The sequence below is a fragment of the Marinitoga piezophila KA3 genome (genome assembly GCF_000255135.1).
GTDB classification, from domain to species: Bacteria; Thermotogota; Thermotogae; order Petrotogales; family Petrotogaceae; genus Marinitoga; species Marinitoga piezophila.
The window spans coordinates 91318-107357 of sequence record NC_016751.1; the positions used below are offsets into that span (position 1 = coordinate 91318).

Sequence of the window (16040 nt, forward strand, 5' to 3'; positions counted from 1 at the left end):
GCGATTATAGTGAGAAAATTAATAGTATTATTATGTATACTTTTATTAAGTATTTCTTTATTCGCATATACAAAGATAAATTTTAGTTTTTTAATTACTATTGGAAGTACTGGAACCAGTTATGAAAACACAGTAAAAATAAAATATATAGAAGATTCTATTATCTCCACAGTTACTTTTTTATTAAGTAAATATCCAGAAGAAGTTATAATAGACGGGGAAAAGATTAGAGTATATTCTCCTGAACAAAAATTTATAGTTCCTTCTGGTAAAAATAAAATAATATATCATGAAAAAGAATATGAGTTCTATTTTAATAAAGAAAACATTCAAATATCTTTTGAGAAAGAAATTCAGCCAAGAGTGATTATTCATAAATATACAAAAGAAATATCTCCAAATAATGACTGGTATAATGATGATTTAGAAATAATCCTGTATTCCAATACTAAAGCGAGTTTGAAAATAGGATTTTTAAATATAATAAAACAAATTAATCCAGGAAAAAATGTTATATATATAAATTTGAAAGAATTAAAAGATGGGTTATATAATTTACCATTAACTATTTTTAATGGAGAAGGTATTCAAACTAAGAAAATAAATATAAAAATTGATAGAACTAAAAAAACATTGACTAAATATATAGTAATTTCAATATTTACAGCAGTTATAAGTATAATAATACTCAATTCAATAAAATAATCAATATAAAGGGCTATTTATCTATAAGCCCTTTATATCTTTATAGTATGTTATAATAACTAAGGAAATTATTTATATTTTTGAAAATAAAATGTTTTATTATGATATAATTAAATGTTATATTCTTTCAAAACTCTCCATCGAAGCTTCGGTAGAAACTTCAAAAATCTTTCAAAAGAGGTGTGAAAATGAGTGAAAACAATAAAGAGGCATCAAAGCAAAAAGATGAAATTATCCCTGTCGAAATAGATATGGGGAAACTTAATCAAATGAGCCGGAGACAATTATACAATCTTGCAAGAAAATACGGAATTGAAAATTATTCCACTCTTACAGATCACGAATTAAAGTTTAAAATTTTGAGCAAACAAACGGAATCTTTCGGATATTTCTTCCACGAAGGAATCCTTGAAATTCTTCCAGATGGATATGGATTTTTAAGAAATACCCATAATTCTTTGCTTACAGGGAATGACGATGTATATGTTTCACAATCGCAAATTAGAAGATTTAACCTTTCTACAGGTGATGTAGTTGCAGGTCAGGTTAGGCCTCCAAAAGAAGGAGAAAAATTCTTTGCATTATTACGTGTTGAAGCTGTAAACTACCAGGATCCTGAAACAGCAAAAGATAGGGTTTCATTTGAGAATTTAACACCAGTTTATCCAAATGAACGATTGATATTAGAATATGAAAATGGTCCTTTAAGTTCCAGAATAATAGATATTTTTTCACCAATTGGTAAAGGTCAAAGGGGATTAATTGTTGCACCACCTAAGGCAGGTAAAACAACATTATTAAAAGATATGGCTAATTCAATTGCTAAAAATAATCCGGAAACCAAAAGGATAGTTTTATTAATAGATGAGAGACCTGAAGAAGTAACAGATATTAGAGAAACGGTTGATGCAGAAGTAATAGCTGCACCTTTTGATATGGATCCGCAAAACCAAATAAAAGTTGCAGAAATGACATTAAATATGGCAAAAAGGCTCGTTGAATTTGGACATGATGTAATAATCTTAATGGATTCATTAACAAGATTGGCCAGAGCATATAATTTGTATGTTCCCCCAAGCGGAAAATTATTAAGCGGTGGTGTTGATCCATCGGCATTAACCTTTCCTAAAAAATTCTTTGGAGCAGCTAGAAGAATTAGAGAAGGCGGAAGTTTAACAATAATTGCAACGGCCTTAGTTGAAACAGGTTCAAAAATGGATGAGGTAATATTTGAAGAATTTAAGGGAACAGGAAATATGGAATTGATTCTATCAAGAGAATTAGCAAATAAACGAATATTCCCGTCTATAGACATAAAGCTTTCAGGAACAAGAAAAGAAGAATTATTATTCTCAAAAGAAGAATTAAAATATTCATGGATTTTAAGAAATTGGCTAAATAACCTTACTAAAGAAGAAGCAATAATGGAGATATTCAGATTAATGAGAAAGTATGAAACAAATAAAAAAATGTTCAAAGAAATTGAAAAGCAAAAATTTATAAATTAGTTTAATTTCAGGGGGGATAATATGTATTTAAAGAGATTTATAAAGGATTCTAAGCCAAAAGCTACATTTGTTATTGTACATGGACTTGGAGAACATTCAGGAAGGTATAAACCATTTATAGAAATGTTGTTAGAAAGAAATTTTCAGGTAATTACATTTGATTTACCGGGTCATGGTTTAAGCGAAGGTAAAAGAGGGCATATAAAGGATTTTTATAAAATTTATGAATATATAGAAGAAATAACACCTGATAAATTTATATTATTTGGACATAGCTTAGGAGGGCTTATATCTTTAAGATATGCAGAAGTTTCAGAGAAAAAACCAGAAAAATTAATATTATCTTCACCTGCAGTTGGGAAATTATATAATTCTTTTCATAAAATTTTATTATCAACAGTAGGTATTTTTGGAAGTTTAACAATAAGTAACGGAATATCTCCATCAGCATTATGTTATAGCGAAGAAGCAGTTGAAAAATATATAAATGATCCGTTAGTACACAATAGAATTTCAATGAAAACTGCCAAACAACTTTTTTCTGAAGCAGAAAAAGCCTTGAATAGTGCTGAAAAATTGGATATTCCAGTATTACTTCAATATGGTGAAGAAGATAAAATTGTGAATATCAATGAGCTTGAAAAATTATCTCAAAAAATAAATACCTTATACTTAAAAAAACATAAATATGCCAAACATGAAGTATTTAATGAACCAAAATACAAAGATAAATTTTATGAAGCCATCTTTGAATTTATTGAATAAAAAATATTAAAAAAATTTTTGGGGGGAGATAATATGAAAATAAAATCCAAAATATTGATTTTGACATTTTCTTTGTTGTTTATATCATTTCTGGTATTTTTTATGATAAGTTTAACGCAATCTCAGGATTCCTTAAAAAAGAGTTTTGTTAATAAATTAATAGTAGCCCGGGACTCAAAAATAATGTTGTTACAAAAGACATTGATGGAAGTTTCAAATGATTTAGATTACTTTAGCGATATGAATGCTATAGTTGAAAATTTAAAAGGATTTTATGACGAAGAAGATTTTTATAAAAGCTTAGATGACTTTGATACATTATTAAAAGATTTAAAACTTATATATTATGAGAATAATCCTTATAAAGAAAAAGAAAAACTTGACAATTTCTTTTATGATGACAATTTTGATCAAAATAAAATATCCTCAGATGTTTTAGATGAAGTATATCAATATAATTCAGTTCATGAGAAAATAAATCCATTGTTGAGAAAATTGATAAATACTAAAAATTTATATTATGATATTTATTACATATCTTCAGATGGATACGTACTATATTCCGTTAAGAAAAACGATGATTTTGCAGAAAGTATTAATTCGTCAAAATTAAAAAATACCAGTTTGGCGAAGATATATAAAATTTTAAGTGAAGATAAAGAAAATAAAGTTCATTTTTCAGATATCGAAGAATATAATATAGGCGACAGCAAATATGCTTTTTTTGCCGGTAAGAAATTAATATATGACAATCAAAACATAGGTTATTTAATAATTAGATTAAATGTGGAAAATTTTGAAAAAATCTTTATGGATAGAAGTGGAATGGGGAAAACTGGAATTACATACATAGTAGGTAAAGATAAAATAATGAGAAGTAATTTGCCAGACAAAAATACATTATTAAAACAAAAAGTTGATACAGACTATATTGTAGAAGCTTTAAAAGGAAATTCTGGATGGGAGATTTCTAAAAACATAAACAATGAAGATGTGATTGTAGCCTATTCATTGTTTAATTTTAAAGATATAAACTGGATATTTGTGGCAGAAGTTTCATTAAAAGAGGCTTATGAAGATTCAGTTAAAATCAGAAATATATTATCTATAACCTCTGTAATTATATTAATAATTTCAATAGTCATATCAATATTCTTTTCACAAAAAATATCAAGTCCACTAATTGAATTGAGTAAAAAAGTTGATAAATTTGCACTTGGCGACTTTACAGTAGATTTTAAAGTAAAAAGTAAAGATGAAACAGCATTAATAGCAAAATCATTGCAAAATATGGCAAATAATCTTAAAGATACAATAAAATGGATACTAATAGCAGGAGATAAGATTGAAAATTCAGCAGAAACACTAACGGAAATATCAAACAAAACAATGCGAGCAAATGAAGAATCATTATCAAAAGCCATGGATATAGAAGAAAATGCTGAAAATGCAGCATCATATACAGAAATGCTAACTACAGGTGTAAATGAAGTTTCAATTGCTGCTCAAAAGGTTTCAAGCGATACATCAGAAATATCAAAAGAAGTAAATGAAGCTACAGAAATAACTGAAAAAGGTGAAAAATCAATAATTCAAATTAATGAAATAATACAAAAAGCAGTAGAAAAATCAACTGAAACAGAAAAAGCAGTTGAAACCTTATCAGAAAAAGCTGAAAATATTGGTGAAATTGTTGATACAATAACAACAATTACAGAACAGACCAATTTACTTGCATTAAATGCAGCAATAGAGGCGGCAAGGGCTGGAGAAGCCGGGAAAGGATTTGCTGTAGTTGCAGATGAAATAAGAAAATTAGCAGAAGAAAGTAAAAATGCAACAGAAGAAATTGCTAAAATCTTAACAGAAATAAAAAATGGTACGATTCAGGCAAATAAAGCTACAGAGGAAACTGTAGAAGTAATAAATGAAGTTGAAAATCAGGCTAATGATGTAAAAGAAAAATTTGGAGTAATCCTTGAAAAAATAGAAAATATAAATAAACGAGTCGAAGGGTTAACCTCAAGTGCTGAAGAGCAAAGTGCTTCAACAGAAGAGATGGCGGCAGCAGCTGAAAAAACTTCACAAATGGTAAATCAAATTTCTGAAGAAATATCCGAAATAACAAGAGATATCCAGATAGAAAGCGAAGAAATAAGCAATGTAAATGAAAAAGCAGAAGAATTAAAAAAATTAGTAGAAGAGTTGAACAATAAATTGGATAATTTCAAAATATAATGTCAATAGTATAGAGGTGAAAAAATGAAAAAAATATTAAAAAATGCATATGTGTTAATGAGTGCGGATGCAGAAATAAAAAAAATGGACATTTTAATTGAAAATGGAATTATAATAGAAATTGAAGAAAATATAGAAAATGAAGACAATACTGTGGAATTAATAGATTTAAAAGATAAACTCATACTTCCTGGATTTATAAATACACATACACATCTTGCAATGAGTTTGTTCAGAGGAATAGGTGATGATTTAACCTTAAAAGAATGGCTGTTTGACGTTATGTTTCCTCGAGAAGAATTATTAACAGATGAACTCACATATTATGGTTCTTTAATATCAACAATGGAAATGTTATCCAAAGGAACAACAACAATTGTAGATATGTATTTATTTATGAATGGAACAGCAGAAGCAGTAAAGGATTTAGGAGTAAGAGCGTATTTAACAAGAGGATTGGGATATGATAATGATGAAGGATGGAAAAGAAGAATAGATGAAACAATAGAGCTATTTGAAAAATATCATAACAAATATAATATAAAAGTGGGATTTGGACCACATGCTCCATATACATGTCCAATGAATAAACTTGAAGAAATAGCTGAATTAACGGAAAAATACGATACGTTTGCTACAATCCATTTATATGAGGCGAAACATGAAAGGGATATGTATTCCTTTGAAGACTTAGAAAAAACTGGATTATTTAAAAATAACGTAATTGCTGCACATTGTGTTCATGTAGACGATAAAGATATGAAAATTCTGGCAAGAAACGAGATAACAGTTGCGCATAACCCTTCAAGTAATTTAAAGTTAGGTAATGGAATTGCTCCTATAATAAAAATGCTGGAACATGAAATCAATGTAACTCTTGGAACAGATGGGGCAGCAAGTAATAATACTTTAAATCTCTGGGAAGAAATGAGATTAGCAGCATTATTACAAAAATCATATGGTCCTGAAAAGTTTAAAACAGAAGAAGCATTAAGAATGGTATGGGAAAATGGAGGATATGCACTAAACGAAAAAATTGGAAGAATAGAAGAAGGTTACAAAGCGGATTTTGCAGTTATTGATATAAATAACATAGAATTCTATCCTGTAGATTTAAATAGATTAAAATCTCATATAGTATATTCAGCACCATCCAATAGAGTCTATGCAACTATGGTAAATGGCGAATGGGTTTATTACAATGGTGAATTTCCAAAATTAAAAGAAAATAATTATTACGAAAAATTTCATGAATTATACACTAATCTCGAAAATAAAATTAAAGAAAAAGAATAAATAAACGTTTATAATATTAGAGAAACGAAAAGATAAAAAAGGAGCAGAGAAGGTGTTATACAATAAATTAAGTGATTACTTAAAAAAAAGATATGGAGAAAGAGTCCAGCGTTTACCTATAAACGCTGGTTTTACCTGTCCAAATAAAACCGGTGTAAGAGGAACTGGTGGATGTATCTACTGTGAAGAAAGTGGGAGCGGGTTTGCAGCATTATCTCCTAAAACACCTATTGCAGAACAGATACAAATAATGATGAAAAGATATGAAGGTAGAGCAAACAAATTTATGGCATATTTTCAATCAAATACAAATACATATGCACCGGCACATGTTTTAAAAAAAATTTATGATTCGGCGTTAATAGATGAAAGAATAATAATTCTTGATATTTCAACACGACCTGATACAGTGCCAGACGATGTTTTGGATTTAATTGCATCGTATAAAGAAAAAATGGATGTTTATATAGAATATGGACTTCAAAGCGTTAATATAAACACATTAAAAATTTTAAATAGAGGCCATTCACTTGCAGAGTTTATAGATGCTGTTAATAGAGCAAAACAAAGAAACCTTGAAGTGATAGTACATATGATAGTGGATTTGCCCTGGGATAGTGAAGAAGATATTATTGAAGGAGCAAAAATATTATCAGCATTAAAAGTAGATGGTGTAAAATTGCATTCCCTTTATATAACTGAAGATACTGTACTTGGAAAAATGTATAAAAATGGTGAAGTAAAGCCTTTAAGTTTAGAAGAATTTATTAATAGAAATATATTATTTTTAGAATATCTTGATCCAGAAATTGTAATTCATCGTTTAGCAGCTGATCCACCAAGAGAAGGTGTTTTGCATGGGAATTGGGGAATGTCCAAAATTAAAATAATAAATTTACTTGAAAAAGAAATGAAAAATAGAAATACCTATCAGGGAAGATTATTTAATTACTTAAATAGATAATATATTATAAAGTGGGACGATCGGTCGCGTGGCAGCATACTCGCATGCCATGAGGAAAGTCCGGACTCTGAGGGCGGGATGCCGGTTAACTGCCGGGAGGAGTGATCCTCGGAAAGGGCCATAGAAACGAAAACCGCCGAATATGGCAAGGGTGGAAAGGTGAGGTAAGAGCTCACCGGCATCAGGGTAACCTGATGGCCTGGTAACCCCCATCCTGAGCAAGGTCAAATAGGAAGGTTAAGCTTGCCCGGCTTGCCTTTTATGGCGCCTTCCAGGTAGACCGCTTAGATAAATGACCGACAAAACAGAATCCGGCTTACCGTCCCACTTTTTTTGTTAGCTAATCAAACTGTAAAAATTTTGTAATTTTTAAGTAAAATAAACGGTATAGAATATATTTGTAATTATTTTAAATTTGTTTTTATTTGAAAATTTAACTATAAGGGGGATGTAATTATGGTAAAAAAAGAAATGACAAGAAAATTTTTAGAAGATGCTTTTTGTGGTGAATCAAAAGCTCATATGAAGTATACAATTTATGCTGAAGATGCTGAAGCTCAGGGCAAAAAAAATCTTGCAAGATTATGGAGAGCAATTGCATATGCAGAGTTTGTACATGCTCGAAATCATTTTAAAGCATTGGGCTATTTAGGAAGCGTAGGAGATAATTTAGAAGATTCAGCGGCTGGAGAACACTTTGAAATTGAAGAAATGTATCCAGTATATAAAAATGCTTCAGAATTCCAGGAAGAAAAAGAAGCTGTAAGAAGTGCTCATTATGCATTAGAAGCTGAAAAAATACATGAAGAAATGTATAAAGAAGCAAAAAAGCATCTTGAAACCAATGAAGATTTAGAAGATAAAAAGGTTTATGTATGTAAGATTTGTGGATATACAACATTTGATGAAATACCAGAAAAATGTCCAGTTTGTGGTGCAACCTCATCACAATTTGAAGAGTTTTAAGGAGGGGAAAAAATGAAATTAGGAGATGTAATTAAATCAGCAGATTTCAAAAATGAAAAGCATGTACCAGTTATAGATGCACCTGAAAAGGTAAAGGCAGGAGAGACATTTAAAGTTGAGGTACAGGTTGGAAAAGATATAGCTCATCCAAATACAGTGGAACATCATATTGCGTGGATAGATTTATATGTTCATTATGAGGATAATCCAAATACCATTCATCTTGGAAGATTTGAATTTGGTGCAGGAGTAACTGAACCACATGTATTAACACATATAAAATTAGATAAAAAAGGAACTTTAATAGCACATTCATATTGTAACCTCCATGGTTTATGGGAATCAGAAAAGGTTATAGAAGTAGAATAAGGAGCTTTATGCTCCTTATTTTTTTAATATGTTAATATTTATGTAAAAAAAGTATGTTATAATTTTCTCGAAATATAAAAGTGAAATTTTTCTCCTGAGATGAAGGGAGTATTCCTGACATCAAGGGAGGGGAAATAAGGGATACAATATTCCCCTTCCTTGGTGTATAGAAAATACCAAAGGAAGGGGTGTTTTTTTATGGAAAAGAAGATAAGCACATTGTCCATAATAATTTATAACCGTGACTTAGCTTATCAAAAAGTAAGTGATTTATTACACAATTATGGTGAAAAAATTCTTTTGAGAGTGGGTTATCCAATGAAGGAAAAAGGAATAGCGATAATATTTCTTGTGGTGGAAATGACAACAGATGAGCTTGGTGCATTATCTGGAAAATTAGGGCAAATTGATTCTGTAAAGGTTAAAAGTACAACTTTAAAAATTTAAATTATCTGGAGGTGTTTATAATGTTATATATAAAAGATAGAGACAATTTAAAATCCTTTATTCCAGAAGAAAAAATCTTTGAATATTTAGAAACTACAAAAAATCCTGACAAATTTAAAGTTCGTGAAATAATTCAAAAATCACTTAATAAAAATCGATTAGATCCGGAGGAAATGGCAACATTATTAAATGTTGAAGATGAAGAGTTGCTTGAAGAAATATTTGAAGGTGCAAGAGAATTAAAAAGAAGAATATATGGAAATAGAATAGTATTATTTGCACCTTTGTATATTGGAAATGAGTGTATAAACAATTGTCAGTATTGTGGATTTAGAGTAACTAATAAAAATATTGTAAGACGTTCTTTAAGTATTGAAGAAGTAAAAAAAGAAGTAGAAGCTCTTGAAGATAAAGGACATAAACGATTAATAGTAGTTTTTGGTGAACATCCGAAGTATAATGCAAAATTTATGACAGAAACTATTAGAACAATATATAATACAAAAAAAGGAAAAGGTGAAATAAGAAGAGTAAACGTAAATGCAGCTCCACAGACTGTTGAAGATTATAAATTATTTAAAGAGGTTGGAATTGGAACTTTTCAGATATTTCAGGAAACCTATCATAGAGAAACATATAAAAAATATCATATAAGTGGTCCAAAATCCAATTATTTATGGCGATTATATGGTCTTGACAGAGCATTTCAAGCAGGATTAGATGATGTTGGAATTGGTGCATTATTTGGATTATATGATTGGAAATTTGAAGCAATGGGATTATTATATCATACTATACATTTTGAAGAAAGATTTAATGTTGGGCCTCATACAATATCATTTCCTCGAATAGAACCAGCACTTGATACACCAATTGCAGAAAGACCGCCATATGCACTGGATGATAAAAATTTTAAAAAGCTGGTAGCTATTTTAAGATTAGCAGTACCATATACAGGATTAATACTAACAGCAAGAGAACCTGTGGAAATAAGAAATGAAGTATTAAAGTTTGGAGTTTCCCAAATAGATGGTGGTTCAAGTATAGGCGTAGGAAGTTATTCTGAAACCGATGAAGAAAAGATAAAGAAAAGTCAATTCCTGCTTGGAGATAATAGAACATTAGATCAAATTATTGAAGAACTTTGTGAAGAAGGTTACTTGCCTTCATTCTGTACAGGATGCTATAGATTGGGAAGAACAGGAGAACATTTTATGGAATTTGCTATACCGGGATTTGTAAAGAGATTTTGTACTCCTAATGCTGTTTTGACATTTCTTGAATATTTAGAAGACTATGCACCAGAATCAACAAAGAAAATTGGTGCAAAAAGAATAGAAGAAGAAATTAAAAATATGCAAGATTCCCCGTTAAAAAAAGAATTACTTCAAAAAATAGAAAAAATAAAAGCTGGAGAAAGAGATTTATATTTCTAAGGGGTGATTTATATTTCAAAACGGTTTGAAAGATTAATTGAGAAATTAAAAAAAATTCAAAATGATGTTTCTTCAGAAGTAAGTGAAATAATAAACTATTTTTTGAAATACTTCACATTGGATTATGAAAAAATATTATGGATTTTAAGGTTAGAAAACGAAAATAAAAAAGAAGAAATATATAAAGTAGCAGATATAGTAACAAGAACATTGACTACAGACTTTATTACATTAAAAGGAATAATTGAATTTACCAATTATTGTAATAAAAGTTGTAATTATTGTGGAATTAGAGTACAAAATAATTGTATAAAAAGATATAGAATACCAGAAGAAGAAATATTAAAAATAGCAAAAAACGGAGTAGATATGGGTTTAACAACCATAATTTTACAGGGAGGAGAAGATGAGTATTTTTCTGATGAAACACTGGAAAGAATAATATATAAAATTCATCATGAATATAAAACATCTGTTTCCCTTTCAATTGGTGAAAGAAGCAAGGAAGCATATAAAAGATTTAAAGAAGCTGGTGCTTCAAAGGTTTTACTAAAACATGAAACAATAAACAAAAAAATATTTAATGAGATACATCCAGATAAAGATTATGAATATAGAATAGAATTGTTAGATTATCTTGTATACCTGGGATATATTACAGGTTCAGGTAATATAATTGGTCTTCCAGGGCAAACAGAAAAAGACATAGCTGATGACATCATATTTATGAGAGATCATAGAATAAAAATGATTGGCATGGGACCATTTATATCAACGCATAATACGCCATTAGAAGGATATCCAGATGGTTCTGCTGATTTAACGTTAAATGCATATGCAGCAACAAGATTAACAATTCCATATGCATTAATGCCTGCAACAACAGCTTTGGGAACTTTAAAAAGAGATTATCAATTTAAGGCTTTGAGAAGTGGTTGTAATGTAATAATGGTAAACATTACTCCTGATAAATATAGGAAAAATTACAATATATATGATGAAAAAATAAAAGTTGAGTTTTATGAAACTGCGGAAAGAATTCTTGAAGAAGGTTTAAAATTAAGTCCGTATACATATAGAAGGATTTTGGAGGCGAAAAGAAATGGCTACTCCTATGAAAGGATATAGAAAATATATAGCAATTGCTGGTAGAAGAAATGCTGGTAAATCTACGCTTATTAATGCACTTTTTGATCAAGAAATTGCTATTACGAGCGATATTCCCGGTACCACTACTGATCCTGTATTCAAAACAATGGAATTGCAGCCAATAGGTCCTGTTACTATTATTGATACACCTGGAATAGATGATGAAGGTAAAATAGGAGAATTTAGGGTAAAAAAAGCGTATAAAGCATTATATAAAGCGGACATTGGATTAATAGTAACAAATGATAAAGTTAGCAAATATGAAAAAAAACTTATTGAGATATTTAAAGATTTAAAAATTCCATTTATCGTTGTAATAAACAAAAAGGATATAATAAAAAATATAATAGAAATAGAAAATAGTTATAAACAATACACAAAAAATGTAATTTCAATTTCAGCATTAAAAAAAGAAGGGATTGAAGATTTAAAAGAATTAATAGCGAAAGTATTACCGAAAGAAGAGGAAATACCTTTAATAGCAGATTTAATAGAACCAGGACAATTAATAGTTTTAGTTGTTCCCATAGATCTTGGCGCACCAAAAGGACGCTTAATAATGCCACAGGTTACAGCCATTAGAGAAATTCTTGATCGTGAAGCAATAGCTATAGTAACAAAAGAAAGAGAATTAAAACATACCTTAGAAAATTTGCAAAGGAAACCTGATCTTGTAGTTACAGATTCTCAAAGTGTAATGAAAGTTGTTTCGGATATAGATAGCGATATTCCTCTTACAACATTTTCCATTTTAGAAGCTCGTCATAAAGGAGATCTTGAAATATTATCAAAAAGCGTGGAAGCCATTGAAAAATTAAAAGATGGAGATACTGTGATAATAATGGAAGGTTGTTCTCATAGACCACTTACAGAGGATATAGGAAGAGTGAAAATTCCACGTTGGCTTACAAATCATCTTGGTATAAATATAAATTTTGAATTTATTGCTGGAACAGAATTTCCTGAATATGAAAAAGTTAAAAATGCAAAGCTTATTATTCATTGTGGAGGTTGTACATTAACGAGAAAAGCAATGTTAAGACGTATAAATATTGCCACTATGTATAATATACCAATAGTAAATTATGGTGTATTAATTTCATATTTACATGGAGCAATAGATAGAGCGTTGGAAATATTCCCCGAAATATCAAGAAATAAACATAAAGGATATGAATCATTGTTATTGGATTAATATGAGGTGGTCAAATGCGTGTTGAAAGAGATTTTATTGGCGAGTTGGAAATACCTGATAATGTTTATTATGGTATACACACAGCAAGAGCATTAAAAAATTTTCCGATTACAGGTGAAAAATACAATGAGAATTTTATCTGGGCTTTTTTCATGATAAAAAAAGCCGCTGCAATTTTAAATTATGAACTTGGATATTTAGAAAAAGATATTGCAAAGGCAATTGTAAAAGCCTGCGATGAATGGAAAAACCTTAAAAATTATATAGTTGTTGAACCTCTATCCGGAGGAGCTGGAACATCTATTAATATGAATTTTAATGAAGTAATTGCTAATCGAGCAACAGAGATATTAAATGGAGAAAAGGGAGAATATATAGTAAATCCATTGAATCATGTAAATCTACATCAATCAACCAATGATGTGTTTCCAACAGCAGGAAAAATAGCTATAATTAAAGAATTGAGAGAAGTTGTAAGTAATGTAATAAAATTACAGGATATAATTCAAAATAAAGAAAAAGAGTTTATGAAAATAAAAAAAATAGGGAGAACTCAATTAATGGATGCTGTACCAATAATGCTTGGACAGGAATTTGGTGCATGGGCTGATGCATTGAGTAGAGACAGGTGGCGATTGTACAAAGTTGAAGAGAGAATAAGAAGTGTCAACATTGGAGGAACCGCAATAGGAACAGGAATAGCGGCACCAAAAGAGTATGTTTTAAAAATAGTAAATGTAGTAAGAGAAATAACAAAAATAGGAATTGCAAAAGCGGAAAACCTTATTGACGCCACTCAAAATTGGGATGTATTTTCGGAAATTAGTGGATTATTAAAATCATTAGCTGTAAATTTAATAAAAATATCAAATGATATAAGATTATTGGGATCAGGAAGATCAGGGTATAACGAATTAATTTTACCCAAAATTCAAGCTGGAAGCTCAATAATGCCTGGTAAAGTTAATCCAGTAATTCCAGAATATGTAATTCAATTATCACTAAGCGTTATCTCGTTTGACAACCTCATTACAACAGCAACTTATAATGGTAATCTTGAATTAAACCACCTTGCTCCTTTAATAATTCATTATACATTGAAGTCAATGGAATATCTTAATAATTCTCTTACAGCTTTGAAAGGATATATAGAACTAATAGAAGCCAATGAAAAGCAATGTCAAAAAAATTTGATAAATTCTTATACCTTTATTACTCCATTAATAGAATTATTTGGATATGAAATAGTATCAGAAGCACTTGAAAAAAACGATTATGAAGTTGAAAACGTCATTAAATACCTCTCTGAAAAATACAACAAAAATATTAAAGAACTAAAAAAAATGATAAATCCAGAAAAAATGACAGGGCTTGGATACAACCTAAAATGATATATAAAATTATTTCTTTTGAAATAAAAAGAAATAATAATTTAAAAAAGAATTTATATAATTTATTAGCAGAAAGATGAACTTTTTGAAAATCAGGGAGGTATTAAAATGCAGGTATCATTAGATCAATTAATAAACATCATTATGGCAAGACTTGAAGCTATTGAAATGTCAATGGAAGATTTAAAATTTAGAACAAATATTGCTTTAAGGGTATTATACAAAAATGAAATCTTAACAGAGGAAAACTTAGTAGAAGCAATTAAGGATGAATTTAAAGCACACACAGAATTAGAAGGTAAAAAAGTTGAGCTTCCAGATGACAAAGCAAAAGAAATGTCAAATGACATATTAAACTGGGTAAAAAATGATTTAGAAGAAATGAAAAAGAAAATGCAGGAATATGAAGAACAATTAAAGAGTTTAATGCAGCAAGAAGCTATGAATACACCAGATATTAGTGTTGCACCAGCAGACTTGCTTAATCAGCTTGACCAGATGAAAAAAACACCAAAAGGCGGAAACAATGGAGGATTAATTTTTTAAGAATAACATCAATCCCCGACATGAAAATGTCGGGGATTTTTTTACAAAATAGTGATATAATTATATATGTAATATATATATAATTATAAGGAGATGAAAATATGGGTAATGTATTTGGTCCAGTACCTTCAAGAAGATTGGGAAATTCTCTTGGAATTAATCTAACACCATTAAAAACCTGTAATTATGCATGTATCTATTGTCAATTAGGAAAAACAACAAACTTTACAAATCAAAGGAAAGAATATATAAAAACCGAAGAAATTATCAAAGAACTTAAATATGCAATAGAAAATACAGAATTGCCAATTGACTATATTACCTTTATTGGTGACGGAGAACCAACATTACATTCGGGATTAGGTGAAATAATAAAATGGATAAAGGAACAACATAAAGAAAAATTTAAAATAGCTGTAGTAACAAATGGATTTTTAATGTATGATGAAAAAGTAAGAGAAGAATTAAAACTTGCTGATCTTATTTTGCCGAGTATTGATGCTCCAGATGAAAAAAAATTTAAGTTAATAAATAGGCCTATTGAAAATATCTCATATGGAAAAATCATTGAAGGATTAAAGATATTTGCAAAAGAGTATACAGGAAAAATATGGATAGAAATAATGTTAATGAAAGAAATAAACGATAGCAGAAAAGATATAGATAAATTAGCTGAAATAATAGGTTCTATTAATCCATTGCCGGAAAGGGTATATATAAATACACCTGTTAGACCGCCGGTTGAAAAATGGGTGAAAATACCTTCTGAAGAAGCAATAAAATATGCTCAATCTGTAATACCAAATGCATACTCAATTGCATATAGGGAAGATGGCGATTTTGATGTAAGTAGATATACCAATTCATTAGATGCGATACTGGATATCACAGAAAAACATCCTTTGAGATATGATCAGGCTGAAAAAATAATAAATCATTTTAACGATGAAAAAGAAAAGGTGTTTCAGGAGTTAGAAAAAAGCATAAAAATAGTAGAATATGATGGATATAAATATTTGTTGAAAAAACTAAAAAAATAGTCATAATAACAATGAAAAAAATTTC

General features: G+C 29.2%; 15 protein-coding genes and 1 other RNA gene. All 16 read left to right on the plus strand.

What is annotated here, in order from left to right; translation table 11 throughout:
• Positions 1 to 9: 9 nt before the first annotated feature.
• Positions 10 to 705 (plus strand): hypothetical protein, encoded by a 696-nt coding sequence (locus MARPI_RS00485; RefSeq protein WP_014295624.1) that lies wholly within the window; start codon positions 10 to 12, stop codon positions 703 to 705.
• Positions 706 to 893: 188 nt separating this feature from the next.
• A complete protein-coding gene (gene rho, locus MARPI_RS00490; protein WP_014295625.1) occupies positions 894 to 2213 on the plus strand; it encodes a transcription termination factor Rho in 1320 nt (439 codons plus the stop codon).
• A 21-nt stretch (positions 2214 to 2234) separates the two neighbouring features.
• Complete coding sequence (locus tag MARPI_RS00495) at positions 2235 to 2978, plus strand: alpha/beta hydrolase (protein ID WP_014295626.1); 744 nt, start codon at positions 2235 to 2237, stop codon at positions 2976 to 2978.
• A gap of 33 nt (positions 2979 to 3011) precedes the next feature.
• A complete protein-coding gene (locus tag MARPI_RS10560; protein WP_014295627.1) occupies positions 3012 to 5216 on the plus strand; it encodes a methyl-accepting chemotaxis protein in 2205 nt (734 codons plus the stop codon).
• A gap of 24 nt (positions 5217 to 5240) precedes the next feature.
• On the plus strand, positions 5241 to 6512 hold the full coding sequence (locus MARPI_RS00505; protein ID WP_014295628.1) for an amidohydrolase: 1272 nt from the start codon (positions 5241 to 5243) through the stop codon (positions 6510 to 6512).
• Positions 6513 to 6564: 52 nt separating this feature from the next.
• A complete protein-coding gene (gene mnmL / locus MARPI_RS00510) occupies positions 6565 to 7476 on the plus strand; it encodes a tRNA modification radical SAM protein MnmL/YtqA (protein ID WP_014295629.1) in 912 nt (303 codons plus the stop codon).
• An 8-nt stretch (positions 7477 to 7484) separates the two neighbouring features.
• Positions 7485 to 7811, plus strand: an RNA gene (rnpB, locus tag MARPI_RS10890) — RNase P RNA component class A.
• 118 nt (positions 7812 to 7929) lie between these two features.
• Entirely contained in the window at positions 7930 to 8442 is a 513-nt protein-coding gene (locus tag MARPI_RS00515) for a rubrerythrin family protein (protein ID WP_041638405.1), read from the plus strand.
• A 12-nt stretch (positions 8443 to 8454) separates the two neighbouring features.
• Positions 8455 to 8811, plus strand: coding sequence for a class II SORL domain-containing protein (locus MARPI_RS00520; protein ID WP_014295631.1), 357 nt, complete (start codon positions 8455 to 8457; stop codon positions 8809 to 8811).
• Positions 8812 to 9009: 198 nt separating this feature from the next.
• Positions 9010 to 9258, plus strand: a complete 249-nt coding sequence (locus MARPI_RS00525; protein ID WP_014295632.1) for a TM1266 family iron-only hydrogenase system putative regulator — start codon at positions 9010 to 9012, stop codon at positions 9256 to 9258.
• Between the two features lie 20 nt (positions 9259 to 9278).
• A complete protein-coding gene (hydG, locus tag MARPI_RS00530) occupies positions 9279 to 10694 on the plus strand; it encodes a [FeFe] hydrogenase H-cluster radical SAM maturase HydG (protein ID WP_014295633.1) in 1416 nt (471 codons plus the stop codon).
• A gap of 3 nt (positions 10695 to 10697) precedes the next feature.
• Positions 10698 to 11822 carry a [FeFe] hydrogenase H-cluster radical SAM maturase HydE gene (gene hydE, locus MARPI_RS00535; RefSeq protein ID WP_014295634.1) on the plus strand — a complete coding sequence of 375 codons (1125 nt, stop codon included), beginning with the start codon at positions 10698 to 10700 and terminating at the stop codon, positions 11820 to 11822.
• Positions 11797 to 13038, plus strand: coding sequence for a [FeFe] hydrogenase H-cluster maturation GTPase HydF (hydF, locus tag MARPI_RS00540; protein WP_014295635.1), 1242 nt, complete (start codon positions 11797 to 11799; stop codon positions 13036 to 13038). The genes hydE and hydF overlap by 26 nt, the downstream gene beginning before the upstream one ends.
• A gap of 14 nt (positions 13039 to 13052) precedes the next feature.
• The gene (locus tag MARPI_RS00545) at positions 13053 to 14429 is read left to right on the plus strand and encodes an aspartate ammonia-lyase (protein WP_014295636.1); all 1377 of its coding nucleotides are present in this window, start codon (positions 13053 to 13055) and stop codon (positions 14427 to 14429) included.
• Positions 14430 to 14537: 108 nt separating this feature from the next.
• A complete protein-coding gene (locus MARPI_RS00550; protein WP_014295637.1) occupies positions 14538 to 14975 on the plus strand; it encodes a hypothetical protein in 438 nt (145 codons plus the stop codon).
• Between the two features lie 101 nt (positions 14976 to 15076).
• On the plus strand, positions 15077 to 16015 hold the full coding sequence (locus MARPI_RS00555) for a radical SAM protein (RefSeq protein ID WP_014295638.1): 939 nt from the start codon (positions 15077 to 15079) through the stop codon (positions 16013 to 16015).
• The last annotated feature ends 25 nt before the right edge of the window (positions 16016 to 16040 follow it).

Bases quoted from the DNA above. Each gene is read 5' to 3' on its own strand.
- rho (WP_014295625.1), top strand. From the start codon at position 894: ATGAGTGAAAACAATAAAGAGGCATCAAAGCAAAAAGATGAAATTATC.
- MARPI_RS00495 (WP_014295626.1), top strand. From the start codon at position 2,235: ATGTATTTAAAGAGATTTATAAAGGATTCTAAGCCAAAAGCTACATTT.
- MARPI_RS10560 (WP_014295627.1), top strand. From the start codon at position 3,012: ATGAAAATAAAATCCAAAATATTGATTTTGACATTTTCTTTGTTGTTT.
- MARPI_RS00505 (WP_014295628.1), top strand. From the start codon at position 5,241: ATGAAAAAAATATTAAAAAATGCATATGTGTTAATGAGTGCGGATGCA.
- MARPI_RS00520 (WP_014295631.1), top strand. From the start codon at position 8,455: ATGAAATTAGGAGATGTAATTAAATCAGCAGATTTCAAAAATGAAAAG.
- MARPI_RS00525 (WP_014295632.1), top strand. From the start codon at position 9,010: ATGGAAAAGAAGATAAGCACATTGTCCATAATAATTTATAACCGTGAC.
- hydG (WP_014295633.1), top strand. From the start codon at position 9,279: ATGTTATATATAAAAGATAGAGACAATTTAAAATCCTTTATTCCAGAA.
- hydF (WP_014295635.1), top strand. From the start codon at position 11,797: ATGGCTACTCCTATGAAAGGATATAGAAAATATATAGCAATTGCTGGT.
- MARPI_RS00545 (WP_014295636.1), top strand. From the start codon at position 13,053: ATGCGTGTTGAAAGAGATTTTATTGGCGAGTTGGAAATACCTGATAAT.
- MARPI_RS00550 (WP_014295637.1), top strand. From the start codon at position 14,538: ATGCAGGTATCATTAGATCAATTAATAAACATCATTATGGCAAGACTT.
- MARPI_RS00555 (WP_014295638.1), top strand. From the start codon at position 15,077: ATGGGTAATGTATTTGGTCCAGTACCTTCAAGAAGATTGGGAAATTCT.